The organism is Synechococcus sp. H60.3 (assembly GCF_047462295.1).
GTDB lineage: Bacteria > Cyanobacteriota > Cyanobacteriia > Thermostichales > Thermostichaceae > Thermostichus.
This window is the reverse complement of the sequence record NZ_JANSIY010000002.1, coordinates 2,984-26,923: the sequence shown is the minus strand read 5'-3', so window position 1 is coordinate 26,923 and position 23,940 is coordinate 2,984. Positions and strand designations below refer to the sequence as shown.

Here is a 23,940-nt window from a genome sequence, read left to right as displayed (position 1 = left end):
AACGCGAACGGGCTTTTCCGCCCCGTACTAAATTAGGGGGCTACCCAGCTGCCCCGCTGTGTCGATGCGTCTGCTTCGGCAAGAGGTGCCGGCTGAGGGAAAAAGTCGATGACCTCCCAGGTCTTGGCATTGGGAGAGGGATGGGCCAATAGCCACCGTTCGGGCAGGGTCTTGGGCTCTGCTTCCTCAGGGGAAGGGGAACTTTGCGCCTTCTGGTGGGCCAGGGTGAGCTGGAAGGGATTCCCCTGGCGGCGGTAGGGGCGGCGGGATCCCGGCGGCTTGACAATTAGGGTGTAGGTGCCGCTGAGGTGGTGGCCTTCCAGTTTCTCTCCTGAGGCCAACAGCAGGGGTTCACGGCGATCCTGACGGATTTGGACATCCTGCACTTCCAGACGGGCTGCCAAGCGGTCGCCGCCCACCAGAGAGGCAACCGCCCCAGCCGGGTGGGAGATCTGGTAGGCCAGCGCCTGCTGCACAACCGGCTTGGGGGGACGGGGGCCACAGCCCCCCAGTAACCCCAGCAGTCCAATAGCTAGGAGGCTCATCAGGCAACGCAGGCTATTGCGCAGGGCCTGCCCCCTGTGGCGCCGGCCTCTCTCCAGTTTTGCCATGGCCTCCCCCTGAGCGATCCCTGTTGGCATCGTGGCCAAGCCCCTCAGACGACTGCCACGGTGGGGTGCTGCTTCAAGTACTCGGTATTGACTCCCGACTCGCGGGTGAGAGCCACCAGGCCGGTGCGGGCGATCTCGCGAATGCCGAAGCTGGTCAACATCTTGATAATCGCCACCATTTTGCCCGGATCCCCTGTCACTTCCAAAGTCAAAGACTCTTCCGCCACATCCACAATCCGGGCGCGGAACATCTGCGCCACGTCCATAATGGCGGAGCGGGTTTCGATGCTGGCGTTGACCTTGACGAGCATCAGCTCCCGTTCCACACAGGGGACATGGGTAATGTCGGTTACTTTCAGCACGTCGATCAACTTGTAGAGCTGCTTGGTCATCTGCTCCACATCGTGCTCATCCCCCTGCACCACCATGGTGATGCGGGAGATGCCAGGCCGCTCGGTAGGGCCGACGGTGAGGCTGTCGATGTTGAAGCCGCGACGGGCAAACATGCCGGCGATGCGGGTTAAGACCCCGGGCTGATCCTGCACAAGAGCGCTGAGGGTGTGTTTCACGGCAGCCACAGAAGGAGGTAGGAAAAATCCAAATACTCAGTGGAATTAAGATGGCGATAAGCAAATTTTACGCCAGTTTCGCAGCAATGTTCTGACGGGAGCTCTGGGGATCCCTTCGACCTCGCTAGCCAAAGGATCCGGCCTCCCCGTCCGGGAGCTGCCGCAAAGATCGATGCGCCTGTTCCTGCAAAACTAGGTTGTGGTGTTGGCGGCTGACCTGCAAGGCGGCTTGCCAACTGGAAATAGCCGTTGCCCTATCTCCCATATTCTCGTAGGCCAACCCCCGACCGTACAAGCCGTACTCGTCGGCGGGATCCCCGAGGTTGCCGTCCGCTTCCAAGCGAAAGGCCTGGTCGTAATCGTCGAGGGCAGCTTTGATCTCCCCCAGCTCGTAGAGAAGATTGCCCCTGATGTAGAGAACGTGGGGTTGGCAGGGTTCTGCCTCTAGGCTGCGGCTGAGGTCGGCAATGGCCTCGTCATAGCAATCGGCCCAAGCATAGGCAACGCCCCGCCGATAGTAATGGGCCGGAGAGGGATCCCAGCGGATGGCCTGCGACCAATCGGCCACAGCCGTCTCCCATTCTCCCAGGTAGCCGTACAGCGTAGCGCGGCAGGCATAGGCGGGCGCCAAGGTGGGATCCCGACGAATGGCCTCGTCCAGGTGGGTTAGAGCTGAAGGCAGGGATCCCTGTTGCATGAGCAGGTTGGCCAAGCGGAGGTGGTGGGGGGCGTTGGGGTGTAGGCGCACCAGCTCGGTCAACTCCGCCGTTGCCCCCTGCAGATCCCCTTGCGACTGGCGAATCAGGCCGCGGTAAAGGTAAGGTTCTGGCCGGCGCGGGGCCAACCGGGTGGCCTGGTCGAAGTCCGCCAGCGCCTGGGGAAGTTGGCCGAGTTCGAGGTAAACTTGGCCCCGCAGAAGGTGGGCGTTGGCCAGTCGGGGATCTAGCTGCAGTGCCAGGTTGAGCTGCTCGACGGCCCCTATCAGATCCCGGTTCAGCCACCGTTCGCGACCGCGGTTGTAGGCCAAGATGGCGGGGCGGGTGAAGGCAGAAATGGCTGCCGCACTGGCCAGACCCATCACCGCCGAGAGGCGATCCTGCCGCCAACTGGCCAGGCCCCCCAACAGCAGGGCAGCCGCGACCAACAGGCGCAAACCGGCAGAGTCGTGGGCTTTGAGCATGGCATCAACCCGGAGCCGTTTGAATCTGTTTTTCTGATTCTGCCTGATTGGGCAGCGAGAAACACAGGGGGATAGCTTGGTGGCCCCGCACTGCGGGGCGGAAGAGCCCGAAGACAGCTTTAGTTGCTCTCCCATCGCGCCAGGGAGCCGGAGGCCTTAGCAAGCACCTAGTACTGTGGAAGACCCAACCAGTGCAGAGCGTGGGGGCGTTGCTCAGCAAAGTCAGCAGAACCTCAGGGCTTTACGAACCTAGGGGATCTCTCTTCGTTCAGGCTGGATCGAGATAAGAAGGAAGGGGATCCCTGCTGTTTCCTTATTGGGTGGAATCGGCATTCTAGGCCCAGAGCATCAGCCGCAGCTCATAGGGATCGTGCATATCGGGGTGAAAGGGCAGCAAGCGGATGGCCAGCCCCTGCAGGCCGCTGGCCTCGTAGCGAATCTGGCCGGAGAAGATGGCGCGATCCTCCACCGTCTCCACGTAGCGCAGGGGAGTTGCCTGGCCGTTCTGGATCTGGCCGTTGTCGTCCACCGGCCCCTGGTAGGCCTGGACGATCACGTCCTGCGGCTGCAGGGATCCCAGCCGCACCTCGACAGTCACCGTAAGGGGATCCCGGGCCATCACCACTTGGTCATCTTGCGCCGAGGGGAGGCCGGCGGCGGAAGCTTTCTTCGGGGTTTCAATCTGGACATTGAGGACCCGAATGTTATACCAGTTCTCCTGCAAATGATTGCGCCAGCGGGTGAACTGGCGAGCCGACTCGAAGTTATCGCGGCGCATGCGGTCGAAGTAGTTGCTGAGGGGGATGTAGGCCCGCTCGGCATACTCCAGTACCATGCGCTGCGTGCTGAAACGGGGGCAATTGAGGCAAATTGCCTGCTTCATGCGCTGAATCCAGGCGTGGGGCAGGCCATCGCTGCCGCGCTGGTAGAAGAGAGGGGCAACCTCTTGTTCCAGCAGGTCGTAGAGGGCATTCGACTCCACCTCATCTTGGTAGGCGCGATCCTCGTATTCCTCGCCGCGGCCAATGGGCCAGCCGGTCTGGTAGTAATCGGCCTCATCCCACCAGCCATCCAAAATGCTCAGGTTCTGTCCACCGTTGGCCGCCGCCTTCATGCCACTGGTGCCGCTGGCCTCGCGGGGGCGCAGGGGGGTGTTTAGCCACACATCTACCCCGGCCACCATCAGGCTGGTGACGTACATGTCGTAGTCTTCGATAAATACCAGCCGCTGGCGAAACTCTGGCTGGCGCGACACCTGCACAATTTGCCGGATCAGCTCCTTGCCTGGGTTGTCGCGGGGGTGGGCCTTGCCGGCAAAGATAAACTGCATTGGGTACCGGGGATGGTTGAGCAAGGCCTTGAGCCGTTCCAAGTTGTGAAACAGGAGGGTGGCCCGCTTATAGGTGGCAAAGCGGCGGGCAAAGCCAATCGTGAGCACTTCCGGGTTGAGGGCTTCAGAGGCCCACTGAATTTCCACCGCTGAGGCCGCCCGCTTTTGCAGTTGCTCCACCAGACGCTCGCGGGTGAAGGTGATCAGGCGGGAGCGGCTGCGCTCGTGGGCCCGCCACAGCTCCCCATCCGGGATCCGATCCACTTTCTGCCACAGGGGATCCGAGGGAGGAGCCTCCGCCCAATCTGGCCCCAGGTAGCGGTCGTAGAGAGCTTGGTTCTCCTCCCCTACCCAGGTGCGGGCATGCACCCCGTTGGTGATGGAGGTAATCGGTACTTCCTCCAGCGGGATCCCGGGCCACAGCCGGCTGAACATCTTGCGCGAGACCGCCCCGTGCAGCTTGCTGACGCCGTTGACAAACGAGGCCATGTTGATGGCCAGCACCGCCATGCTGAAGGGGGACTGGAAGTCGCCGGTGTTTTCGCGGCCCAGGGCCAAAAAGCGCTCCCGGCTCAGGCCCATCTGGCTGTAGTAGAAGCCGAGGTAGTAGTCGATTTTGTCGGGCGGGAAGAGGTCAATCCCGGCGGGTACCGGCGTGTGGGTGGTAAACATCTGGCTGGACTTGGCCACCTGCCAGGCCTCTTCAAAGCTCAGCCCCTGCTCCAGCATCAACAGGCGGATGCGCTCCACGGCCAAAAAAGCCGAGTGCCCCTCGTTCATGTGGTAGACGGTGGGATGGATGCCAAGGGCGCGCAAAGCCCGCACGCCGCCGATGCCCAGCATGATCTCCTGGTGGATGCGCACGTCCTGGTCGCCGCCGTACAGCTCATCGGTGATGTCTTGGTCGTACTGGCTGTTGGGCTCGATGTTGGTGTCCAAAAGATACAGAGGCACCCGCCCCACCATCGCCTTCCAGATGCGGGCAAACACCTTGCGCTTGGGGTAGTCCACCTCAATGCGAATCTCGCGGCCCTCCGCATCCCGCTGCAGCTCCAGGGGCATGTTGAAGAAATCGTTCACAGGGTAGCGCTCCTGCTGCCAGCCGTCGGGGTTGAGGTACTGGCGAAAATATCCCTTTTGGTAGAGCAGGCCCACGCCCACTAGCGGCAGGCCTAGGTCGCTGGCTGCCTTGAGGTGATCCCCGGCCAAAACCCCCAGGCCCCCTGAGTAGATGGGCAAACAATCGGCCAGCCCAAACTCGGCTGAAAAATAGGCGTAGCACTCCCCTTCCACCGCTTGGGCCGAGCGATACTTGCGGTACCAGGTGTCTTCCTGCAGGTAGCTCTGGAGCTGTTGGCTGGCCCGTTCCAACTGGGCCAAAAAGCCGGGATCCTCCGCCAGCTCGTCCAGCCGCTCCTGCCGGATCTGCCCCAACAAAGCCACCGGGTTGTGGCCACAGGCATCCCACAGATCCGGATCCATGCGCCGGAACAGGCTGCGGGTTTCCACGTTCCAACTAAAATGCAGGTTATAGGCCAGCAAGCGCAGACTTTCCAGAGCAGCCGGCAGGTAGGGAGTAACCTTAAACGTGCGTAACGGCTTCATAGTTTAGGAAGCGTGCAGGTCGCCACTGCCAAGCTACCCTGACCTCGGCGGGAGAGCACAGTTTTTTACAGCTTCTTTCGAGTTGAAGGCCGGGATCCTGCCTAGGTACCACCTGCCACCTCCAGGGAACCAAGGCATAGCGCATTCCTTGTTACATATGGATCTAACTGCACCCCTGGCCGACACCATTGCTGCCATTGCCACCGCTGTGGTGCCCGAGCAGGGCAGCATTGGCATTGTACGCCTTTCCGGCTCGCGGGCTTTGGCCATTGCCCAGGCCATCTTTACCCCCGCCCGCCGCAACGCTACCTGGGAGAGCCATCGCCTCCTCTACGGCTGGATCCACGATGAGAAGGGCCAGCGGTTGGACGAGGCCCTAGCCGTCTGGATGCAGGCCCCCCGCTCCTATACCCGCGAGGACGTGGTGGAGCTGCATTGTCACGGCGGCATCATGGTGGTTCAGGCCACGCTGCAGCAGTGCCTGCGCCAGGGGGCACGGCTGGCGCAGCCGGGGGAGTTCAGCCTGCGCGCTTTCTTGAACGGACGCATCGACCTCACCCAGGCCGAAAGTGTGGCCGATCTGGTGGCGGCCCGCTCCCCCCAGGCAGCCCAGATGGCGCTGGCGGGGCTGCAGGGCAAATTGGGACAGTCCATCCGCGCCCTGCGCCAGGAGCTGCTGGGCTTATTGGCCGAGATCGAGGCGCGCATCGACTTTGAAGAGGATCTGCCCCCTCTGAATGTCCCGGCTTGGCAGGCCCGGCTGCAAGCCATCCAGGCCCAGATGCAGGCCCTGCTGGCTACCGTCGAGCGGGGGCAACTGCTGCGCACCGGCGTGAAGGTGGCCATCGTCGGGCGGCCCAATGTCGGCAAGTCCAGCCTGCTCAACGCCTGGTCGGGCCAAGACCGCGCCATCGTCACCGACCTGCCCGGCACCACCCGCGACGTGGTGGAATCCCAGTTGGTGGTGAGAGGGATCCCCGTCCAGCTTTTGGATACTGCCGGCATTCGCGCCACCGACGATCCCGTGGAACGTCTGGGGGTGGAGCGTTCCCAACGCCTAGCCCAAGCTGCCGATGTGCTGCTGCTGGTCATCGACGCCCAAGCCGGCTGGACGGACGCCGACGCCGCCATCTACGAGTCCATTCGCCACCGCCCCCTCATCTTGGTCATCAACAAAACCGACCTCGCCCGCCCCGACGGGATCCCCCTCCCCGCCGAGATCTCTTACCGTGTCGCTGCCGTTGCCGCCCAAGGCCAAGGGATCCCGGAGCTGGAAGAGGCCTTGGAGCAGCTTGTTACCCAGGGGCGGCCCCAGCCCAACCTGGAGGTGAGCCTTAACCAGCGCCAGGCCGCCGCTCTCCGCCAGGCCCAAGCCAGCCTGGAACAGGTGATCCAGGCTATGCAGGCGCAGCTCCCCCTCGATTTCTGGAGCATCGACCTGCGGAGCGCCCTGCACGCCCTTGGCCAAATCACCGGCGAGGAGATCTCCGAAGCGGTGCTGGATCAGATCTTCAGCCGCTTCTGCATTGGCAAGTAAGTGCTTACTAACTCATACTCACTCTGAGTTTGTGTTAGTATGGGCTCAGTCGGGAATCGGCAGGCCGAGGGCCGCAGCGGATCCCGGATAATGGAAACACAACTTGGGAGGTTGGCTATGGTTACCGCCGCAAAAACCCGTCTCTACTCCACCCAGATCGACTTGCCGGCCGAGACCCGTGCGCAACTGGTGGAGTTGCTCAACCAGTCCTTGGCCGACACGCTGGATCTGAAAACCCAGGTGAAGCAGGCCCATTGGAACGTCAAAGGCATGAACTTCATCGCCCTGCACGAGATGTTCGACACCTTTGCCGGCACCCTGGAGAACTACGTAGACATGCTGGCGGAGCGGGTTACGGCTTTGGGGGGCATTGCCCGCGGTACCGCTCGCATCGTCGCCCAAACCTCGAGCTTGCCTGAATACGACCTAACGGCTGAGGAAGGTCGGGCTCACCTGCAGGCTTTGGCGGCCCGCTACGGCCAGTATGCGGCTGCTGTCCGCCGCAACATCGACCGCACCACCGAGCTGGGGGATGCCGATACCGCCGACCTGTTTACCGAGATCTCGCGCCAGATCGACAAAGATCTCTGGTTCATCGAGGCTCACCTGCAGGCGTAACGCTGGCGAGGCAAATCTAAGGCAAGCGGGATAGGCAAAATGGGCGTCAACGCTCCCCTCCTTTACTTGGTGGCTTTGACCAGTATCCTCAGCGTGGTGGGCTACTTCGTCCTGCGTGAGGTGCTGCGGGTGCGGGCCCAGGAAAAAGTCATCCGCGAGCTGCAGCCCCGCCTGAGCAAAGGCAAGGGATCCCCACAGGAGCACTATGAGCTGGGCAGCGTCTATCTGCAGAAGCGCCTCTACGACCAGGCCATCCTCCAGCTCAAAAAAGCTCTAGAGGTGGCCGGGGAGAACATTCCCCCTGTCTGCAACGCCCTTGGCTTTGCCTACTTCAGCCAGGGGCAGTACGACCTGGCCATCCGCTACTACAAAGACGCAGTAGCAGCGGATCCCGGCTATGTGACCGCTTGGAACAACCTGGCCCATGCCTACGAGAAGAAAAATCTCTACGGCCCCGGCCTAGAGGCCTACGAGACGGTGCTGAAACTGGATCCAAAGAATGCCATTGCCAAGCGCCGCGCCGGATCCCTGCGCAGACGTTTGCAGCCCAGCCCCCGCGGCTGACCACGTTTTATCTGTATAGATGTCTGTGCAGATATGTATAAATACTTATGGCAGCCTGCCTATCGATTTTAAGATTACAACATCATAAACATTGGTGAGTGACTCAAGTCACCCGAAGGCTTTTCCGCGTTGCCGGGGCTGGTATTATGTCTTAAAAAACGAGAGGCCATTTCATGGATGCACAATCGGTGGCACCTGTGGTTCTGGTAATCCTGGATGGCTGGGGTTATCGCGAGGCCCCTGATGGCAACGCTGTCCTGGCCGCCCGAACCCCTGTTGTGGATAGCCTATGGGCTACCTACCCCCATACTCTGCTGCAAGCTTCGGGGCGAGCCGTGGGCCTGCCGTCAGGGCAAATGGGCAACTCAGAAGTGGGACACCTGACCCTCGGGGCGGGGCGGGTGGTGCCGCAGGAGTTGGTGCGTATCAGCGACGCCATCGAGACGGGATCCCTCTTCCAGGAACCCCTCTTGGTGGAGGTTTGTCATCGGCTCAAGGAGCAGGGGGGCCGTTTTCATTTCATTGGTCTCTGCTCTGAGGGGGGGGTTCACTCCCACATCGACCATCTCTACGGCTTGCTGAAACTAGCGGCCCAGGCGCGGATCCCTGCCTATGTCCACGCCATCACCGATGGCCGCGATACCTTGCCTCGCGACGGGGCCAGGGTTCTGGCCGCCCTGGAAAAAGAGCTGCAATGGCTGGGCAATGGCGTCATTGCCACCCTGAGCGGCCGCTACTACGCCATGGATCGGGATCGCCGTTGGGAGCGCACCCAAAAAGCCTACGAGATCATGACAGAAGATGGCCCTGGCTGTGGCCGTAGTGCCGCCGAGGTGATGGAAGCTTTCTATGCCCAGGATCTCACGGACGAGTTCATCCCACCCACTCGCCTGGCTCCGGGGGCGGTGCAGCCGGGAGATGCAGTCATCTTCTTCAACTTCCGCCCGGATCGCGCCCGCCAGCTTACCCAAGCCTTCGTCTGCCCCGACTTTTCCGGTTTCCAGCGCCGTCTGATTCCGGATCTCGCCTTCATCACCATGACGCAATACGATCCGACCTTGCCGGTGCAGGTGCTCTTTAAGCCCCAGAACCTGGATCACCTGCTGGGCCAAGTGGTGAGCGAGGCCGGCCTCAAGCAGTTGCGCATTGCCGAGACGGAAAAGTACGCCCACGTCACCTACTTCTTCAACGGCGGTATCGAGCAGCCCTTTCCCGGCGAAGATCGCATCTTGGTGCCAAGCCCGCTGGTGGCCACCTATGACCAAGCGCCGGAGATGTCGGCGGTGGAGGTGACCGACAAGGCAATAGAAGCTATCGCCCGCCGCGAATACAGCCTCGTGGTACTCAACTACGCCAACCCCGACATGGTGGGCCACACCGGCAACTTCGAGGCCACCGTGCGGGCGCTGGAGACGGTGGATCGCTGCCTGGGCCGTCTGCTGGCGGCGGTGGCGGATGCGGGGGGTACCACCTTAATCTTGGCGGATCACGGGAATGCGGAGCTGATGTGGGACGAGCAGGGCAACCCCTGGACCGCCCACACCACCAACCCCGTGCCCTGCATTCTGGTGGAGGGGGAAAAGCGCAAGATCCCTGGTCGCGGTGGCGATGTCAAGCTGCGCTCTGGCGGCACCCTGGCCGATGTCGGCCCCACCCTGCTCGAGATCCTAGGCCTACCTCAGCCGCCAGAGATGACAGGGCAATCTCTTCTGCAGCCGGCAGAATACACCATCCTGCAGCGCCAGCCCAGTCCAGTAGGGCGCTGAGACCAGGAATTGCTCACTCGGCCACTGGGATCCCTGCCTGGGCCAGCCAAGCCTTCAGCTCCTCCCAGTTGCGGTAGAGGGCCAAAACCTGCGAGCGCTCAGGGTGATAAGGGGCGCTCAGGCGCTCCAGCTGCAAAAAGCGAGCCTGGGGGGGGATCACCGCCACTTCCGGATCGGGGGGCGTGGCCCGCCGCAGGGAGCTGCTGTAGCCGCGGTAGATTAGCACCAAATCAGCTTCTCCCTCGCTTTCTACCTCCACCCGCAGCACCTCCTGGGGATGAGCCTGGCTGTAGCGCTCCAAAGCCAGCGGCCAGGGCAGAGCACTCATGCCAGCTCCCCCTTGTCTGCACCGGGCCGCAGCCGCCAGACAAAGTAAACGCTGTAGAGCAGGTAGGCCACCAAGCCCCAAGCCCCCACGCTCCCCAGCAGCTCCGGCGGCACATTGGGATGGAAAATCTCTCGAAACCCCAGCGGCGGCTCAAACCAAGCTCGACACTCTGACGACAGAGAAGCCCGGAAGGCACAAGGCACGAAGGCTCCCGAAAAGAGGATCCCGGCCCCCATGTAACCGGTTACAGCCCACCGCCAGAGCAAAAAAGCTCGTGCCGCCCAGCTTCTCGACTGCCTGAGAGCAGTGCTCCAATCCTGCCAGAACCACAGGCAGACCGGGATCAAGAGCCGCGCCATCGCCCCGCTCAAGAAGCTGATGGGCAGGCCACCAATCATCAAATACACCGTCACCGCCAAGAGGCTGGACACCCGCCAGTAAACGATCAAGAGCTGAATCAGAGGACGTAACCCCACCGCAAAAGCCCAAATTAGGAGAGCCAACGGCAGCAGCACCGTCAGCGCCACGGCCAAGCTGTAGTCCACCCAGATTGCCTTGACCAGCCAACTCACGGGGATCGTCCTCGCCCTTTGTTCTCACTGCCCCATAGTATATAGAGCGGCAGGGTCGGCGGGATCCACCTCAAAACAACAGGAGGTAACAGAACATTGCAGCTTCTCGGCCACCCCAGGCAAAACTTTACATCCGAGGGCTTTCAGAAAGTTTTCCATTTTTGCCGTTGTCAATCCGTGAAGGTGGTAGATTCTTAAAGGAACATCTCCGTCTGTCGAAGGGCTAGTTGTCTTTCGAGGCGATAGTTGCAAGGTTCCATCCCGTCCTGGCCCGGCCCAACTCGTTAAGTATTGTTACTTAGTCGTGTTATTTTGGGTTAAGGCCAGCTCCTCAGAGGTGATGACCTCAATCCCATGGCACGTTCTTCCCGACTCCTCTCCCACAGTCCTGCCCGTTGGAAGGCGACCCCGTGGAAGCCCAAGCCTTTGCCGCCCCTAGAGGAGGCGCCGTCTCCGCCCCAGCAGAAGGCGGGTCTGGACTGCCAGAGTGCGTCGCAGCCGTCGCTTGCCCCGGGCAAAGCGGGTTTGGGGGAGAAGGCGACCACGGCAGGCAGGAGCTATGAAGCGCTGCAGCTATGGTTGGCGCTGGTCACCCTGGGGGTGAGCCTAGCCATTGCGGTGGGGGTGGCTTTGGTTTACTCACTGGCGGTGGCTGCCAACTATTTGCTGGGGGCAATCGTTGGCGTAGTCTATCTGCGCATGCTGGGCCGCGGCGTCGCGGAACTGGGCAAAAGTCGCAGCCGGCTGGGCGTGACGCGCTTGGCTTTGTTTGTCGGGTTGATCGTCCTGGCCACCCAGGTGAAGTCTTTGCAGGTTTTGCCCATTTTCTTGGGGTTCATGACCTATAAGGTCACCCTGCTGATTTATCTTGTTCAGACCTTGACCCGTTCGTCTTCTTCTGTGTGATGCTCATGAATCTGTTCTTCTCCTCTCCTCCTCTGCTAGCAGAACTTGAGGTCGGCCATCACCTCTATTGGCACCTGGGCAAATTCACCGTTCACGGGCAAGTTTTGATTGCCAGTTGGATTGCCATCGCCCTGATCTTGACCGTGGTGCTGTTGGGGACTCGTCAACTGCAGCGGGAGCCCGCTGGTCTGCAAAACTTTATCGAGTACACCCTGGAGTTTGTCCAAAGCATTGCCCGTGCCCAGATTGGTGAGAAAAACTTCCGGCCCTGGGTGCCCTATGTTGGCACCTTGTTCTTGTTCATCTTTGTCTCCAACTGGATGGGCAACCTCTTCCCCTGGAAGCTAATTCCCCTGCCGGAAGGAGAGCTGGCCTCTCCCACCAACGACATCAACACCACCGCCGGCTTAGCGCTGCTCACCAGTGTCATGTATTTTGTAGCCGGCATTAGCAAGCGTGGGCTGGCTTACTTTAAGAAGTACATCGAGCCCACGCCAGTTCTGTTGCCCATCAATGTCCTAGAAGATTTCACCAAGCCTCTCTCGCTGAGCTTCCGTCTGTTCGGCAACATCTTGGCAGAGGAGCTGGTGATCGCGGTGTTGGTGTTGCTGGTGCCGTTGTTGATCCCAGTGCCGGTGATGATCCTATTTCTATTTACGGGGGCCATTCAGGCTTTGATCTTCTCCACCCTCTCAGCCGCTTACATTGGAGAGGCGCTGGAAGGTCACGGGGGAGGGGATCACCACGATTGACCCAGGAGTTGGGCCAACCGCCGAGTTCAGGGCCCAGCTCTCAAAATCTCTCCAATGGGTCGTCGCAAGGGAGCCCTTCTCTGGTAAGGTTTGTTGGGGCCGAGAGGCCACCGACAAAGAGGCGATCGGTTCGGCTACTCAGGCCAGATCACCTCAAAGTCAAAAGGCGCTGTTGCCAACAATTTGTTTTGTACTGACAAGGAGCATCTCACTATGGATCCGTTAACCTCTGCTGCTTCTGTGTTGTCTGCTGCTCTGGCGATTGGCCTGGGATCCCTGGGCCCGGGGCTGGGCCAGGGGAATGCTGCCGCCGCCGCTATGGAAGGGCTGGCCCGTCAGCCGGAAGCAGAAGACAAAATCCGCGGCAACCTGTTGGTTAGCCTGGCCTTCATGGAAGCGCTGACCATTTATGGCCTGGTGGTGGCGCTGGTGCTCTTGTTCGCCAACCCCTTCGCTTAATGCCTTCTGGGGGCGGCCCAGGCCGAGAGCTGGGGTCTTGCCCCCTTTCTTGCTCGATCTCAGATCCCGTTTCTGGTGGTGGAGCCCATGATCTGTTCAACCCTGTTGGCCGTCGAAGTGGCTGAGAAAAATGGCCTCTTCGATCTGGATGCCACCTTGCCCATCATTGCCGTCCAATTTTTGCTGCTGGTGGCCGTGCTCAACTCCCTCTTCTACGAGCCGGTTACTCGGGTCATCGACAGCCGCAACGACTACATCCGCGCCACCCAGGCGGAGGCCCAGGAGCGGTTGGACAAGGCGATGGCTCTGACCCGCCAGTACGAGGCTGAGATCGGCAAGGCCCGCCTACAGGCGCAGCAGGTGATCGCCGAGGCGGAAGCGGCTGCAGCCCGCATCCGTGCGGAGAAGCTAGCGGCGGCACAGGCGGAGATGCAAGCCAAGCTGGAAGCGGCGCGGCTGCAGATCGAGCAAGAGAAACAGGCGGCCCTCCAACAATTGCAGCAGCAAGTAGATACCATTGCTGCCCAGATCACCGAGAAGCTGTTGGGCAGCGCCCGTTAAGTAGCCGGTTGAACATTCCTTGGGAGTAGCGCGTGATGCTGGTGTGGAGCCTGGTGCCCGCTTGGCTTTTGGCCGTGGCCGAGCCGGTTACGGAAGCCACTGAGGGTTCTGCAGAAAAGGGGATCCTGGATGCGATTCTGGAAAGCAACTTAATCAACATCGCCATTATCCTCACCTTGCTGTACATTTTGGGGCGCCGGGTGGTGGGGGAAGCTCTGGCCAAGCGGCGAGAAGGTATCCTCGAGGAGCTGCGCCAGGCGGAGCAGCGCAAGCAGGAGGCGATCGAGAGGCTGGCGGAGGAACAACAAAAGCTGGCGCAGGCTCAGCAGGAGGCGGAGCGCATTCGCAAACAGGCGGAGGCCAACGCGGAAGCCCGCCGGCAGGAGCTGTTGCAGCAGGCGGAGCGGGAGATCGAGCGGCTGCGCGCCAACGCCGAAAGGGATCTCTCTGCCGAACAAGAGCAAATTGTCCAGGAGCTGCGCCGCCAGATCGTGCGCCAAGCCCTGCGCAAGGTGGAGCAGGAGCTGCCGCAGCACCTCAACGAGCAGGTTCACCAGCGCCTGATTGAACAAGGGATCCAGATGATTGCCCGCTAAGGAGGAGGAAGGGAAAAGCATGATCAGCCGCACCATGGCCGCCAAGGCGGTCGATCCCTACGCCGAAGCCCTGGTTTCTCTTGCCTCTGCTCAGGGGCTAATGGATACCTTTGAGGCCGACATCCGTTTCATGGCCGCGGTTCTGCAGGCCACCCCGGAGCTGGGCCAATTCCTCGCCAGCCCCCTGATCAAGGCGGAAGCCAAGAAAAACCTGCTGCAGCAGGTGTTTGCCGACCAGATCCACCCCCTGCTGCTGAATGCTCTTAAGCTGTTGAGCGACCGTCGCCGTATCATGTTCCTCGAGGCCGTCTGCCGGCGGTTCTTGGAGCTGCAGCGGAAGCTCCAAAATATCGTCCTGGCCGAGGTGACCACGGCGGTACCCCTGACGGAAGCGCAACAGCAGTCGATCCGCGAGCGGGTAAGAGACTTCACGCAGGCCAGGGGTGTGGAGCTCCAGATTGCCCAAGATCCCACACTGCTGGGTGGGGTGATCATCAAGATCGGCTCCCAGGTGATCGACCTCAGCTTGCGCGGCCAGTTGCGTCGGCTGGCGCTGCAGTTGGCCTAAATTGGCCCAGCGTTTTCCTTAATAATTTTGGATCTCTTCCTATTCCGTTGAGAGGACTGCTATGCCTACGATTCGCCCAGACGAGATCAGTACCATCATCAAGCAGCAGATCGAACAGTATAACCAGGAGATGCAGATCTCCAATGTCGGTACCGTCCTGCAGGTGGGAGACGGCATTGCCCGCATCTACGGCCTGGAGAAGGTGATGGCCAGCGAGCTGCTGGAGTTCGAAGATGGCACTGTGGGCATTGCCCTCAACCTGGAGGAAGACAACGTCGGCGCGGTGCTGATTGGCTCCGGGCGCAACATCCAAGAGGGATCCACCGTCAAAGCCACGGGCAGAATTGCCAGCATCCCGGTGGGCGAAGCCCTGCTGGGCCGCGTGGTGGATCCCCTGTGCAACCCCATCGACGGCAAAGGGCCGATTCACTGCACCGAGACGCGCCTCATTGAGTCCCCGGCCCCCGGCATTATCGATCGCCGCTCCGTGTACGAGCCCCTGCAAACCGGCATCACCGCCATTGACGCTCTAATCCCCATCGGGCGGGGGCAGCGGGAGCTGATCATCGGCGACCGCCAAACCGGCAAGACCACCGTTGCCGTGGACACGATCCTGAACCAGAAAGGGCAGGATGTGATCTGCATCTACGTAGCCATTGGCCAGAAGCAGAGCACCATCGCCCAGGTGGTGGGCGTTCTAACCGAGCGAGGGGCAATGGACTACAGCATTGTGGTGGCTGCCGGCGCTGACAGCCCGGCACCGCTGCAGTGGTTGGCCCCCTATTGTGGCGCCACCATTGCCGAGTACTTTATGTACCAGGGTAAGCACACTTTGGTGGTCTACGACGACCTCTCCAAGCAGGCGGTGGCCTACCGGCAGATGTCGCTGCTGTTGCGGCGTCCGCCCGGTCGGGAAGCCTACCCAGGGGATGTATTCTATCTGCACTCGCGGTTGCTGGAGCGGGCGGCCAAGCTGAACAGCCGGCTGGGCGAGGGATCCATGACGGCGCTGCCGATTGTGGAAACCCAGGCCAACGACGTGTCGGCCTATATTCCCACCAACGTTATCTCCATCACCGATGGGCAGATCTTCTTGGAGTCGGATCTGTTCAACGCCGGTATTCGCCCCGCCATCAACGTTGGCATCTCTGTCAGCCGCGTCGGCTCGGCGGCCCAGACCAAGGCGATGAAGAAAGTGGCTGGCTCGATCAAGGTGGAACTGGCGCAATATCGGGATCTGGAAGCCTTTGCCCAATTTGCCTCTGATCTGGACGAGGCCACCCAGAAGCAATTGGCCCGCGGCCAACGGCTGCAGGAGATCCTCAAGCAGCCGCAATATTCGCCCCTGTCTTTGGATCAGCAGGTGGCGATTATCTACGCCGGGACGCGGGGGTATTTGGACGACATTCCGGTGGAGAAAGTCTCCAGCTTCAAGCAGGGCCTGCTGTCCTACTTGGGCACCACCCATCCCAAGTATGGCGAGATCGTCCTCTCCACAAAGCAACTCACTGAAGAGGCGGAAGAGATCTTGAAAACCGCCATCACGGAGTTCAAACAGAGCTTCCTGGCCAAGGCGGCTTAGTTGCCGGGGATCCCTGCTTTGGGGATCCCCATCCAGTAACCACAGCAGAGGGGATCGGTTATGGCAAACCTAAAGCGGATTCGCGATCGCATCAAGGCGGTGAAAAATACCCGCAAGATTACAGAGGCCATGCGCCTGGTGGCGGCAGCGCGGGTGCGACGGGCCCAGGAGCAGGTGATGGCCACCCGTCCCTTTGCCGACCGCCTAGCCCAGGTTTTCTATCGGCTGCAAACGCGGTTGCGGCTGGAAAATGTCGAGTTGCCTCTGCTGAAGCAGCGGCCCATTGAAACGGTGGGCCTGTTGGTGGTGGCTGGGGATCGGGGCCTGTGCGGTGCTTACAATGCCAACGTTATCAAGCGCACCGAGGAGCGGGTGCGCGAGCTGCAGCAGACGGGGCTGCAAGTGCAGCTTTACCTGGTGGGCCGCAAGGTGGTGCAGTATTTTCAGCGCCGCTCCGCTCCCATTGCCAAGACCTACGTGAACTTGTCGCAGATTCCTACGGCGGCGGAAGCTGCGCAAATAGGGGATCAGCTCCTCTCCGCTTTCCTGTCCGAGAAAGTAGACAAGGTGGAGCTGATCTACACCCGCTTTGTCTCGCTGATTAGCTCCCGTCCGGTGGTGCAATCGCTGCTACCTCTGGATCCCACGCGCCTGGCTGCCCGCGACGACGAGATTTTTAACCTGCTGGTGCGGGGGGGAGAGTTCACGGTCGAGCGCAGCAAGATCGTTGCTCCTGTCTCAGCCCCGCCGCCAGACATGATCTTCGAGCAGGATCCGGTGCAGATTTTGGATGCGCTCCTGCCCTTGTACATGAACAATCAACTCCTGCGGGCTTTGCAGGAAGCAGCGGCCAGCGAGTTGGCGGCCCGCATGACGGCCATGAACAATGCCAGCGACAACGCCAGCGAACTCATCCGCACACTGGGCCTTGCCTACAACAAAGCTCGGCAGGCGGCTATCACCCAGGAGATCCTGGAGGTAGTTGCCGGAGCTGAGGCCCTATGAACTTCTCTCCCACCCTCACCCCCAACCCCTCTCCCTCTGGGAGAGGGGAGTTAGGGAAGGACGTAGGGAGACGTTTTATTTGAGGAGCCTAGATTGCGTCGCTGGGCTATCTGGGCGTTGAGCAGGATCACCGGCAAAATCCCCACCAGGACAATCGCCAAGGCGGGGGCGCCGGCCTCGGCCAGGCGTTCGTCGGCAGCCATGCGGTAGGTGTGGACGGCCAAGGTATCGAAGTTAAAGGGCCGCAACACCATCGTGGCCGGCAGCTCCTTCATCACATCTACAAACACCAGCAGCATCGCTCCCAGGATCCCGCCTCCCATCAGGGGCAGGTGCACCCGCCACAGGGTGCCCAGGGATCCCTGCCCCAAGCTGCGGGCTGCCTCATCCAGACTGGGAGGAATGCGCGCTAGCGTCGCCTCGACGGTGGACAGAGCCACCGCCAAAAAGCGCACCAGATAGCCAAACACCAACGCTAAAATAGTGCCGCTGATTACCAGACCGGGCGGCTGTTGAAAGAGCGCCTGCCGCAAGTAGCTCAGCAGTTGATCCAGTTGCCCCAGGGGAATCAGAACTCCTACTGCAATCACCACGCCCGGTAGCGCGTAGCCCAGGGAAGATAGCCGCACCGCCAGCCGCAGGCCCCAGGCCCGCTGTAGCCGCAAACCGTACAGCACCACCACCGCCACCGAAACGGCAATCACTGCTGTGAGCGTGGCCAGGAGGAAGCTGTTCTGGGCATAGCTCCAAAAGCGGCGGCCCAACTCCCCCTGGCGCAGGGTCATATGGAGCAGGATCAGGGCAGGGATAACGAAGCCCAGCCCAATCGGGATCCCACAGGCCAGCCACGCTCCCACCCCCCGGATCCCGTGCAAGGGATAACGACTTGGGTTTGGCTTGAATCCTTGGCGATAGTAGCGCGCCCGCCGGCGGGAAAACTGCTCCAGGGCCATCAGTAGCAACACCAACAGCAAAAGCAGCGCTGAAAGCTGAGCTGCTGCCACAGGATTGCCCAGAGCTGTCCAGGTGCGGTAGATGCCGGTAGTAAAGGTATCGACCCCAAAATAGCTGACGGTGCCGAAATCGTTCAGGGTCTCCATCAAAGCCAGCAGACAGCCGGCCACGATCCCCGGCCGGGCCAAGGGCAAGGCCACCCGGAAAAAGCTGGCCCAGGGTCCGTAGCCCAAGGAGCGGCTCACCTCCAAACAGGCCACCGACTGTTCCTGGAAGGCCAGCCGTGCCGAGAGATACACATAGGGGTAGAGAGTGAGGACGAGCAGCAGGATCGCCCCCCACAAGGAGCGAATGTTGGGGAACCAGTAGTCGCCGATCCCCCAGCCGGTAACCCGCCGCAGCCAGGTCTGGAAGCCGCCGGTTACTTGCAAAAAGTCAGTGTAAGCGTAGGCCAACACATAAGTAGGAGTCGCCAGGGGCAACACCAGCATCCACTCTAGCCAGGCCCGCCCCCAGAATTCGCACATTGTCACCAGCCAGGCAGTGCCGCTGCCCACCAGGATGACTCCCAGCGCCACCCCCACCATCATCAGCAGGCTGTTGCGCACGTACAGCCCCAAGACCGTGTCGGTCAAGTGCTCCCAAACCTGCCGCTCATCAGCAAAAAGGCTGAGGAGAACCGTCAGAGTGGGAATCAAAATTAAGCCCGTCAGGGCTAAGGTCAGCAACGTCCAATCGCTGAACCAGCGCGTCCAAGCTCTCTTGAGAGAATGGTCAAAGTGTTTACCCAGACTTAGCCAAGCTAACTTTTCCATCAATTGCAATTGAAATCCCTGAGAGCTGGCAAAAACTTTTTCTTCACCGTACTGTTTCCCAATTGTCAGGCAAATCTTAGGAAAAAACAAAGAAGCTAAGTCTCAAGACTCAAACTTGGGACTTGATCCTGCTTTGGGGCTGCAACCGGGGAGCCAAGAAGAAAGCTCTTGGCAGCCCCGGCGCTTTTCATCGCCAACCGGCCCGATCCATCACTTTTAGAGCATCGGGGGTAACGCGGCCAATGCTGGCGGCGTTGATCGTGTCTTCCTTGAAGGTGCCAAGGCTGGCCACCACCGAGTCGATCTCCGCCCCCGGCAGCACCGGGTATTCGTTGTTGCTCTGGGCAAAGATGGCCTGCGCCTCTGGGCCGGAGAGGAACTCCAGGAACTGGATGGCGGCCTCTTTGTTGGGAGCTGTTTTCAAAATTCCGGCGCCGCTGATGTTGACGTGGGTGCCGCGATCCTGTTGGTTGGGAAAGAAGACGCCGATTTTCTCCGCTACGGCGCGATCTTCGGGATTGTCGGATTTGATCAAACGCGCCAGGTAGTAGGTGTTGGCTAGGGCCACATCCCCCACGCCAGCGGCCACGGCTTTGATTTGATCAATGTCTCCCCCTTCCGGCGGGCGGGCAAAGTTGGCCACCAAGCCGCGGGCCCACTGTTCGGTTTCTGGGATCCCGTGCGCCAGGATAATGGAAGCCGTCAGAGATTGGCTGTACACATTGCTGGAGGAGCGGGTAAGCACCTTACCTCGCCACTTGGGGTTGGCCAGATCTTCGTAGGTGGAGAGCTCCTTGGGATCCACCTTGTCTTTGTTGTACATGATCACCCGCGCCCGCTTGGTTAGGCCAAACCAGTAGCCTTCCGGATCCCGCAGCGATTCCGGGATGTTCTTAGAGAGCGTCTCGGACTGAATGGGCTGAAACAGGCCTTCGTTCTGGGCGCGCCACAGCCGGGCCACATCCACCGTCATGAAGATATCAGCAGGGCTGTTGGCTCCCTCGCTGCGGATACGTTGGGCAATCTCATCGGCGTTGCCCTGCACCCAATTGACGGTAATGCCCGTTTTCTGTTTGAAAAGTTCGTACAATTCCTCATCAGTGCTGTAGTGCCGAGAGGTGTAGAGGTTCACCTCCCGGTTGGCGCCGCGGGCCGGACGCCCCAGCAAGCCTGCCGCCAAGGCTACAGAGCCCAGCGCGGCTCCGCTGACCAATTGCCGTCGCGATAAGCGCATACCCAACTCCTAAACTCAAAAACACTTCAAGAAAGGCTGCTGCATTGACCCAGTCAGCAATGCCTTTACCCGAGAAAGCACTTGAAAACCCCCTCCCTGAAATCAGGGCAGTTCCCTCAAATGCCGGCCTTTTGACCCTTCTCTAGGCCAAGCTTATTGAGATTTTTACTCAAGAACTTGGCGCTGGGGCAATGATAGAGGATCCTAAGTACCGAGTCAAGCTGTTGGGAGTCGTTCTCATCTTTGAACCGTTTGGCCCAAGATCCGCCAACTCTCGCTGGAAACAAGAGCCAAGGTCGCTTCTCATCGCGGCTGGCCGGGCAAGGGGATCCCTTACCGGAATATTTTGGGTAGGGCGGGGTTCTAGACCTGCCTTGGGTATAAAGGGAGCAGGGTAGGTGGTGGAGTATGGTGGGATCCCTTTCTCATCAATGGCTGGATGAGCAACTGCAGGACAATGGCCGGGATCCGGGTGTTTTCATCCTGGTCTGTGGCTACAACGACCTGGCAGCGTTGACGCTGCAGATTCTGGAAGACTTTGGACAGCGCGCGGTAGTGGTGGCTCCCGGCCCGCGGCCTTCTTTATTAAAAGAGCAGTGGCAATACCTAGAGGGGGATCCCCATCAGCCGGAGGTGTTGCGCCGGGCTGGGATCGAGCGGATCAAGGTGGCATTGCTTGTGGAGGACAACGACCAAGCCAACTTCGAGCTGGCTCTCTTGATTCGGGATCTCAACCCGCAGGTGCGCATTGTCTCTCGTCTGTTTAACACCGGCCTTGCCCGCTACCTGGACTCGATTTTGCCGCAGCATTTTTCCCTGTCGGTGGCTGCCTTGGCTGCGCCGGCCTTTGCTCTGAAAGCTGTCTCGGACGAATTTGTCGGCTACTTCGAGTTGCCCCAGTTAGAGGCTCAGCCGGCCACGCTGCCGCCGGAGCTGGCGAATCCGCTTTATTTTGGCGCTCCCCAAGAGACCACCCTCTGGAACGTGGTGGAGCTGACCATCGGCTACAACTCCCGTCTGCTGCACATGCCCCTCTCGGAACTGGAGGAAACCTTTCGGGCGCGGGTGCTGTTTCACTACCCGGTGGACGGGCTGTCCGACTTTTCCGAGTCTCGGGTTTTCGACGATTTCGACCACGAGGCAGAGCTGCTGGAGGGGGATCGCATTTTGGTGATCTGCGACCCCAGATCCTATCTGCACCTGTTGGAGCGCAACGGGCGGCGCGGCTCTTCGCGGGCACAACGCTGGGCCAGCGGACAGGTGCAAGACAAACGACAACAACAGCGAGGCAACTCGTTCAGGCAGCTCCTATCTTGGCTGCGCAGAAGCCTGCAGGGACTGCTGCAGATCAAGCCCATCGTGCGCACCCTCACCTTCACCTTGGGAGCCATGCTGGTGCTGGGGATCCTTAACTTTAGAGCTATCGGCAAATCCGTGGTTGACGGGCTGTTGCTGACCATCGTGGTGTTGACGGGGGGGTATGGGGACATCGAGGCTTTTCAGCAGGCGGAGACCCCTCTAGGGGTGAAGGTGGTGGCGGTGGTCATGACCTTGGTGGGGGCTGCCCTAGTGGGGTTGATCTACGGATTGGTGACCGACAAGTTGGTGAGCAGCCGCTTTGGCTTGGGCCGGGCCGCCCGTATGCCCAAAGCGGATCACGTGGTGATCGCGGGGTTGGGACGGCTGAGCTACTTGGTGCTACAGTTGTTGCGGCAAATGGGCTATGAGGTGGTGGTTGTGGAGCCCGACAGCGACAATCCCCTGCTGGCGGCGACGGAACGGGAGGGGGCGGTGGTGATCCGGGGCAACTACGCCTTGGCCAGCACGCTGCAACAGGCTCGCATCCAAAGCAGCCGCTCTTTGATCTGCACGACGCCTGACGATCTCACCAACCTCGAGACCGCCCTGACCGCCCACAGCCTGCAACCTGGGATCCGCACCATTTTGCGGGTCACGGATCCTGAGCTGGCGGCGCGGATGCAGCGGCATCTGCAGACGCTGGGAACCAGCTACAGCACCACGGCCCTGGGGGCGCGGGCTTTTGCTACGGCAGCGTTGGTGGGATCCGTTTACGGCACCTTGACTTGGGACGGGGAAACGCTGCTGGTGACGTTGCTGGAGGTCTCGGCCCATGACCCTTACCTGGGGCTATCCCTACGGCAACTGGCCCAGGATTACGACCTGGCGATCTTGCTGCATCACTCCCGACCGGGCCGGCCCTGTGTTTTTCCCAAGATCTGGCAGAAAGAGGGCGAGACCCTGTTGAAGCGGGGGGATCGTCTATACGTGATGGGGACGGTGGGATCCCTGATTCGCCTGGCCCAGGGACGCCCTCTGCCGCCGGAACTCTATCAAGTGCGGCTTTTGGAATACCGCAACCCCTACTTTGAAGACGAGATCCTCTCCACCTTGGCGTTTTATGCGCGGCTGCCCAAGACGGCCCTGAAGCCGCTGTTGCGCTGCCTGCCGGCGGTGGTGAGCCCCCCTCTCCCCCGCGACAAGGCCATTAAGTTGGCCCGCCAACTGCGCAAAATGAGCACCGAGGTGCAGGTGTTTGCCCAGGTGCAGGCCGAGCGGCGGATCCCTGAAGTCCTCTAGGGCTTTTCCGCCACAAGGCGCACAAAGCGATTTTGCCCGTAGAGCTCTTGCGCCACCACTCTCAAGCCAACCTTCTCCAACAGCCAGGCCAAGTCCTCAGCGCTGAAGCGGTTGTGCTCGTAGAAGTGGGTAAACTGATCCACCAAGGTGTCTAGGGATGTTTCCATCTGAAACAGTTGGGCTTCTGTGGCCGCATCGAAGTAGAGGCTAAGTGGGGCGCGCACCCAGTCCACCAGCAAAAACCGCCCCCCTGGCTTGAGCAGACGCCGCACCGCTTGCAACAGGCGCACCGGCTGCACCATCTCGTGGATCACCACCACCGCCTGAGCCGCGTCAACGCTGCAATCTGGCAGGGGCAAATGGGGATCGTGGAGATCGGCCTGCAGCAGTTGAAGGCCAGGGACGCCTTTCAAGTCTGCCGCTGCCCGCTCCAACATGTAGGGCATTAGATCTACGCCAATGAAATGTCCGCCGGGGTAGCGCTGGGCCCACTGCCGGAGGACATACCCCGGCCCCGTTCCCAAATCCAGCAGGCAGGGCGCAGCGGGCAAGCAGGGCTCAACATGCTGCTGCCAAAACTGCCAAAAGGTCTCATTGAAGCGGCCAGGAGCAGTAGCCAGCATGCGCTCGCAAAAGCTGGGGCCACGGTGGTGCTGGTAAAGGAGCTGAAAGGTATCGAGGCCAGCTTGGGTCATGGCTGAGCATCCTCAACAGATCCTGGGAACAAAGTCAGAGGCGTAGGCAGGGCATCGCAGCAACTCAAAATGTCGGCCTAGCGAGCAGAGGAAGCGTTGGAGAAGTTGGCGATGGCCGTCTCCAGGTCGTCAAAACAGGTCAAGACCTTCTCCATCGAGGTGAGGCTGAGGACGAGGGCGACGCTTTCCGGAACGCAACAGAGGCTGAGGTTGCCGCCGGCAGTCCGGCACTTGCGCAAGGCCGAGATCAGCACCCCCAGGCCGGAGCTATCCATAAAAGTAACCGCCGACATGTCGATCAACAGGTTGTGGTAACCAAAATCCAAAACCTGCTGCAGCAACTGCCGCACTTCGGAAGCGACCTTGGCGTCAAAGCGACCTTCCAACGGCACAATCGCCAGTTGTTGCCCTTGCGGAGTTTCGGCGGTACGGATGCGTAGCTTAAAATCCATTGCTTCCAGTCAAGACCTCATGCCCCACCTTAGCACCATCGGTTGCTGCTATGACCCCCTCGGCAGAAAATCCCTCTTCTGCA

At 60.7% G+C, this 23,940-nt stretch carries 23 protein-coding genes; 13 read left to right on the top strand and 10 right to left on the bottom strand.

Annotation, left to right across the window (positions count from 1 at the left end; all coding sequences use genetic code 11):
* Positions 1-32: 32 nt before the first annotated feature.
* The 4 genes from NW841_RS00485 to glgP all read right to left on the bottom strand — a co-directional run bounded on the left by NW841_RS00485 (position 33) and on the right by glgP (position 5,295).
* Complete coding sequence (locus NW841_RS00485) at positions 33-611, bottom strand: hypothetical protein (RefSeq protein ID WP_414377647.1); 579 nt, start codon at positions 609-611, stop codon at positions 33-35.
* Between the two features lie 44 nt (positions 612-655).
* Positions 656-1,180 carry an acetolactate synthase small subunit gene (ilvN, locus tag NW841_RS00480; RefSeq protein WP_011430944.1) on the bottom strand — a complete coding sequence of 175 codons (525 nt, stop codon included), beginning with the start codon at positions 1,178-1,180 and terminating at the stop codon, positions 656-658.
* Between the two features lie 124 nt (positions 1,181-1,304).
* A complete protein-coding gene (locus tag NW841_RS00475) occupies positions 1,305-2,360 on the bottom strand; it encodes a tetratricopeptide repeat protein (protein WP_414384917.1) in 1,056 nt (351 codons plus the stop codon).
* 334 nt (positions 2,361-2,694) lie between these two features.
* A complete protein-coding gene (glgP, locus tag NW841_RS00470) occupies positions 2,695-5,295 on the bottom strand; it encodes an alpha-glucan family phosphorylase (protein ID WP_414365561.1) in 2,601 nt (866 codons plus the stop codon).
* Positions 5,296-5,452: 157 nt separating this feature from the next.
* Here glgP and mnmE point away from each other — a divergent pair, with 157 nt between their 5' ends.
* The 4 genes from mnmE (at position 5,453) to gpmI (ending at position 9,780) form a co-directional block, all read left to right on the top strand.
* Positions 5,453-6,832 carry a tRNA uridine-5-carboxymethylaminomethyl(34) synthesis GTPase MnmE gene (gene mnmE, locus NW841_RS00465; RefSeq protein WP_414384915.1) on the top strand — a complete coding sequence of 460 codons (1,380 nt, stop codon included), beginning with the start codon at positions 5,453-5,455 and terminating at the stop codon, positions 6,830-6,832.
* A gap of 117 nt (positions 6,833-6,949) precedes the next feature.
* Positions 6,950-7,450, top strand: coding sequence for a DNA starvation/stationary phase protection protein Dps (dps, locus tag NW841_RS00460; protein ID WP_414365559.1), 501 nt, complete (start codon positions 6,950-6,952; stop codon positions 7,448-7,450).
* Between the two features lie 39 nt (positions 7,451-7,489).
* Complete coding sequence (locus tag NW841_RS00455) at positions 7,490-8,014, top strand: tetratricopeptide repeat protein (protein WP_414365558.1); 525 nt, start codon at positions 7,490-7,492, stop codon at positions 8,012-8,014.
* A 173-nt stretch (positions 8,015-8,187) separates the two neighbouring features.
* Positions 8,188-9,780 carry a 2,3-bisphosphoglycerate-independent phosphoglycerate mutase gene (gpmI, locus tag NW841_RS00450; protein ID WP_414365557.1) on the top strand — a complete coding sequence of 531 codons (1,593 nt, stop codon included), beginning with the start codon at positions 8,188-8,190 and terminating at the stop codon, positions 9,778-9,780.
* A 13-nt stretch (positions 9,781-9,793) separates the two neighbouring features.
* Here gpmI and NW841_RS00445 read toward each other — a convergent pair whose 3' ends face one another.
* Positions 9,794-10,108 carry a hypothetical protein gene (locus NW841_RS00445; protein ID WP_414384914.1) on the bottom strand — a complete coding sequence of 105 codons (315 nt, stop codon included), beginning with the start codon at positions 10,106-10,108 and terminating at the stop codon, positions 9,794-9,796.
* Complete coding sequence (locus NW841_RS00440) at positions 10,105-10,680, bottom strand: DUF3177 family protein (RefSeq protein ID WP_414365555.1); 576 nt, start codon at positions 10,678-10,680, stop codon at positions 10,105-10,107. Before NW841_RS00440 ends, NW841_RS00445 begins: the two co-directional genes overlap by 4 nt.
* A 354-nt stretch (positions 10,681-11,034) precedes the next feature.
* On the opposite strand from NW841_RS00440, the gene NW841_RS00435 reads away from it, so the two are divergent.
* The 8 genes from NW841_RS00435 (at position 11,035) to NW841_RS00400 (ending at position 17,109) form a co-directional block, all read left to right on the top strand.
* Positions 11,035-11,586: a hypothetical protein gene (locus NW841_RS00435; RefSeq protein ID WP_414377654.1), complete on the top strand. Its 552-nt coding sequence runs from the start codon at positions 11,035-11,037 to the stop codon at positions 11,584-11,586.
* Positions 11,587-11,591: 5 nt separating this feature from the next.
* Complete coding sequence (atpB, locus tag NW841_RS00430; RefSeq protein ID WP_414377657.1) at positions 11,592-12,338, top strand: F0F1 ATP synthase subunit A; 747 nt, start codon at positions 11,592-11,594, stop codon at positions 12,336-12,338.
* 213 nt (positions 12,339-12,551) lie between these two features.
* On the top strand, positions 12,552-12,797 hold the full coding sequence (gene atpE / locus NW841_RS00425) for an ATP synthase F0 subunit C (RefSeq protein WP_011430931.1): 246 nt from the start codon (positions 12,552-12,554) through the stop codon (positions 12,795-12,797).
* A gap of 87 nt (positions 12,798-12,884) precedes the next feature.
* Positions 12,885-13,358, top strand: coding sequence for a F0F1 ATP synthase subunit B' (locus NW841_RS00420; RefSeq protein WP_414384911.1), 474 nt, complete (start codon positions 12,885-12,887; stop codon positions 13,356-13,358).
* Positions 13,359-13,393: 35 nt separating this feature from the next.
* The gene (locus NW841_RS00415; protein WP_414365564.1) at positions 13,394-13,954 is read left to right on the top strand and encodes a F0F1 ATP synthase subunit B; all 561 of its coding nucleotides are present in this window, start codon (positions 13,394-13,396) and stop codon (positions 13,952-13,954) included.
* A 19-nt stretch (positions 13,955-13,973) separates the two neighbouring features.
* Entirely contained in the window at positions 13,974-14,522 is a 549-nt protein-coding gene (atpH, locus tag NW841_RS00410; protein WP_414384909.1) for an ATP synthase F1 subunit delta, read from the top strand.
* Positions 14,523-14,583: 61 nt separating this feature from the next.
* Entirely contained in the window at positions 14,584-16,104 is a 1,521-nt protein-coding gene (atpA, locus tag NW841_RS00405) for a F0F1 ATP synthase subunit alpha (RefSeq protein WP_414365550.1), read from the top strand.
* A gap of 60 nt (positions 16,105-16,164) precedes the next feature.
* Positions 16,165-17,109, top strand: a complete 945-nt coding sequence (locus tag NW841_RS00400) for a F0F1 ATP synthase subunit gamma (RefSeq protein WP_414384907.1) — start codon at positions 16,165-16,167, stop codon at positions 17,107-17,109.
* A 50-nt stretch (positions 17,110-17,159) separates the two neighbouring features.
* Here the strand turns inward: NW841_RS00400 and NW841_RS00395 are convergent, their stop codons facing one another.
* Together NW841_RS00395 and NW841_RS00390 are read right to left on the bottom strand one after the other, a co-directional pair.
* A complete protein-coding gene (locus tag NW841_RS00395; RefSeq protein ID WP_414384905.1) occupies positions 17,160-18,878 on the bottom strand; it encodes an ABC transporter permease in 1,719 nt (572 codons plus the stop codon).
* A gap of 187 nt (positions 18,879-19,065) precedes the next feature.
* A complete protein-coding gene (locus NW841_RS00390; protein ID WP_414384904.1) occupies positions 19,066-20,118 on the bottom strand; it encodes a Fe(3+) ABC transporter substrate-binding protein in 1,053 nt (350 codons plus the stop codon).
* A 402-nt stretch (positions 20,119-20,520) separates the two neighbouring features.
* Between NW841_RS00390 and NW841_RS00385 the strand changes: the two genes are divergently transcribed.
* Positions 20,521-22,710, top strand: coding sequence for an NAD-binding protein (locus NW841_RS00385; protein WP_414384903.1), 2,190 nt, complete (start codon positions 20,521-20,523; stop codon positions 22,708-22,710).
* Here NW841_RS00385 and NW841_RS00380 read toward each other — a convergent pair.
* Together NW841_RS00380 and NW841_RS00375 are read right to left on the bottom strand one after the other, a co-directional pair.
* Positions 22,707-23,405 carry a class I SAM-dependent methyltransferase gene (locus tag NW841_RS00380; RefSeq protein ID WP_414333075.1) on the bottom strand — a complete coding sequence of 233 codons (699 nt, stop codon included), beginning with the start codon at positions 23,403-23,405 and terminating at the stop codon, positions 22,707-22,709. The genes NW841_RS00385 and NW841_RS00380 overlap by 4 nt on opposite strands.
* A 77-nt stretch (positions 23,406-23,482) precedes the next feature.
* Positions 23,483-23,857 carry an STAS domain-containing protein gene (locus NW841_RS00375; protein ID WP_414384901.1) on the bottom strand — a complete coding sequence of 125 codons (375 nt, stop codon included), beginning with the start codon at positions 23,855-23,857 and terminating at the stop codon, positions 23,483-23,485.
* Between the last annotated feature and the right edge of the window lie 83 nt (positions 23,858-23,940).

Bases quoted from the DNA above. Each gene is read 5' to 3' on its own strand.
- atpH (WP_414384909.1), top strand. From the start codon at position 13,974: ATGATCAGCCGCACCATGGCCGCCAAGGCGGTCGATCCCTACGCCGAA.
- atpA (WP_414365550.1), top strand. From the start codon at position 14,584: ATGCCTACGATTCGCCCAGACGAGATCAGTACCATCATCAAGCAGCAG.
- mnmE (WP_414384915.1), top strand. From the start codon at position 5,453: ATGGATCTAACTGCACCCCTGGCCGACACCATTGCTGCCATTGCCACC.
- dps (WP_414365559.1), top strand. From the start codon at position 6,950: ATGGTTACCGCCGCAAAAACCCGTCTCTACTCCACCCAGATCGACTTG.
- NW841_RS00395 (WP_414384905.1), bottom strand. From the start codon at position 18,878: ATGGAAAAGTTAGCTTGGCTAAGTCTGGGTAAACACTTTGACCATTCT.
- atpB (WP_414377657.1), top strand. From the start codon at position 11,592: ATGAATCTGTTCTTCTCCTCTCCTCCTCTGCTAGCAGAACTTGAGGTC.
- NW841_RS00485 (WP_414377647.1), bottom strand. From the start codon at position 611: ATGGCAAAACTGGAGAGAGGCCGGCGCCACAGGGGGCAGGCCCTGCGC.
- NW841_RS00380 (WP_414333075.1), bottom strand. From the start codon at position 23,405: ATGACCCAAGCTGGCCTCGATACCTTTCAGCTCCTTTACCAGCACCAC.
- NW841_RS00375 (WP_414384901.1), bottom strand. From the start codon at position 23,857: ATGGATTTTAAGCTACGCATCCGTACCGCCGAAACTCCGCAAGGGCAA.
- NW841_RS00445 (WP_414384914.1), bottom strand. From the start codon at position 10,108: ATGAGTGCTCTGCCCTGGCCGCTGGCTTTGGAGCGCTACAGCCAGGCT.
- NW841_RS00400 (WP_414384907.1), top strand. From the start codon at position 16,165: ATGGCAAACCTAAAGCGGATTCGCGATCGCATCAAGGCGGTGAAAAAT.
- NW841_RS00415 (WP_414365564.1), top strand. From the start codon at position 13,394: ATGCTGGTGTGGAGCCTGGTGCCCGCTTGGCTTTTGGCCGTGGCCGAG.
- NW841_RS00435 (WP_414377654.1), top strand. From the start codon at position 11,035: ATGGCACGTTCTTCCCGACTCCTCTCCCACAGTCCTGCCCGTTGGAAG.
- atpE (WP_011430931.1), top strand. From the start codon at position 12,552: ATGGATCCGTTAACCTCTGCTGCTTCTGTGTTGTCTGCTGCTCTGGCG.
- NW841_RS00385 (WP_414384903.1), top strand. From the start codon at position 20,521: ATGGTGGGATCCCTTTCTCATCAATGGCTGGATGAGCAACTGCAGGAC.
- NW841_RS00420 (WP_414384911.1), top strand. From the start codon at position 12,885: ATGATCTGTTCAACCCTGTTGGCCGTCGAAGTGGCTGAGAAAAATGGC.
- glgP (WP_414365561.1), bottom strand. From the start codon at position 5,295: ATGAAGCCGTTACGCACGTTTAAGGTTACTCCCTACCTGCCGGCTGCT.
- NW841_RS00455 (WP_414365558.1), top strand. From the start codon at position 7,490: ATGGGCGTCAACGCTCCCCTCCTTTACTTGGTGGCTTTGACCAGTATC.
- gpmI (WP_414365557.1), top strand. From the start codon at position 8,188: ATGGATGCACAATCGGTGGCACCTGTGGTTCTGGTAATCCTGGATGGC.
- NW841_RS00475 (WP_414384917.1), bottom strand. From the start codon at position 2,360: ATGCTCAAAGCCCACGACTCTGCCGGTTTGCGCCTGTTGGTCGCGGCT.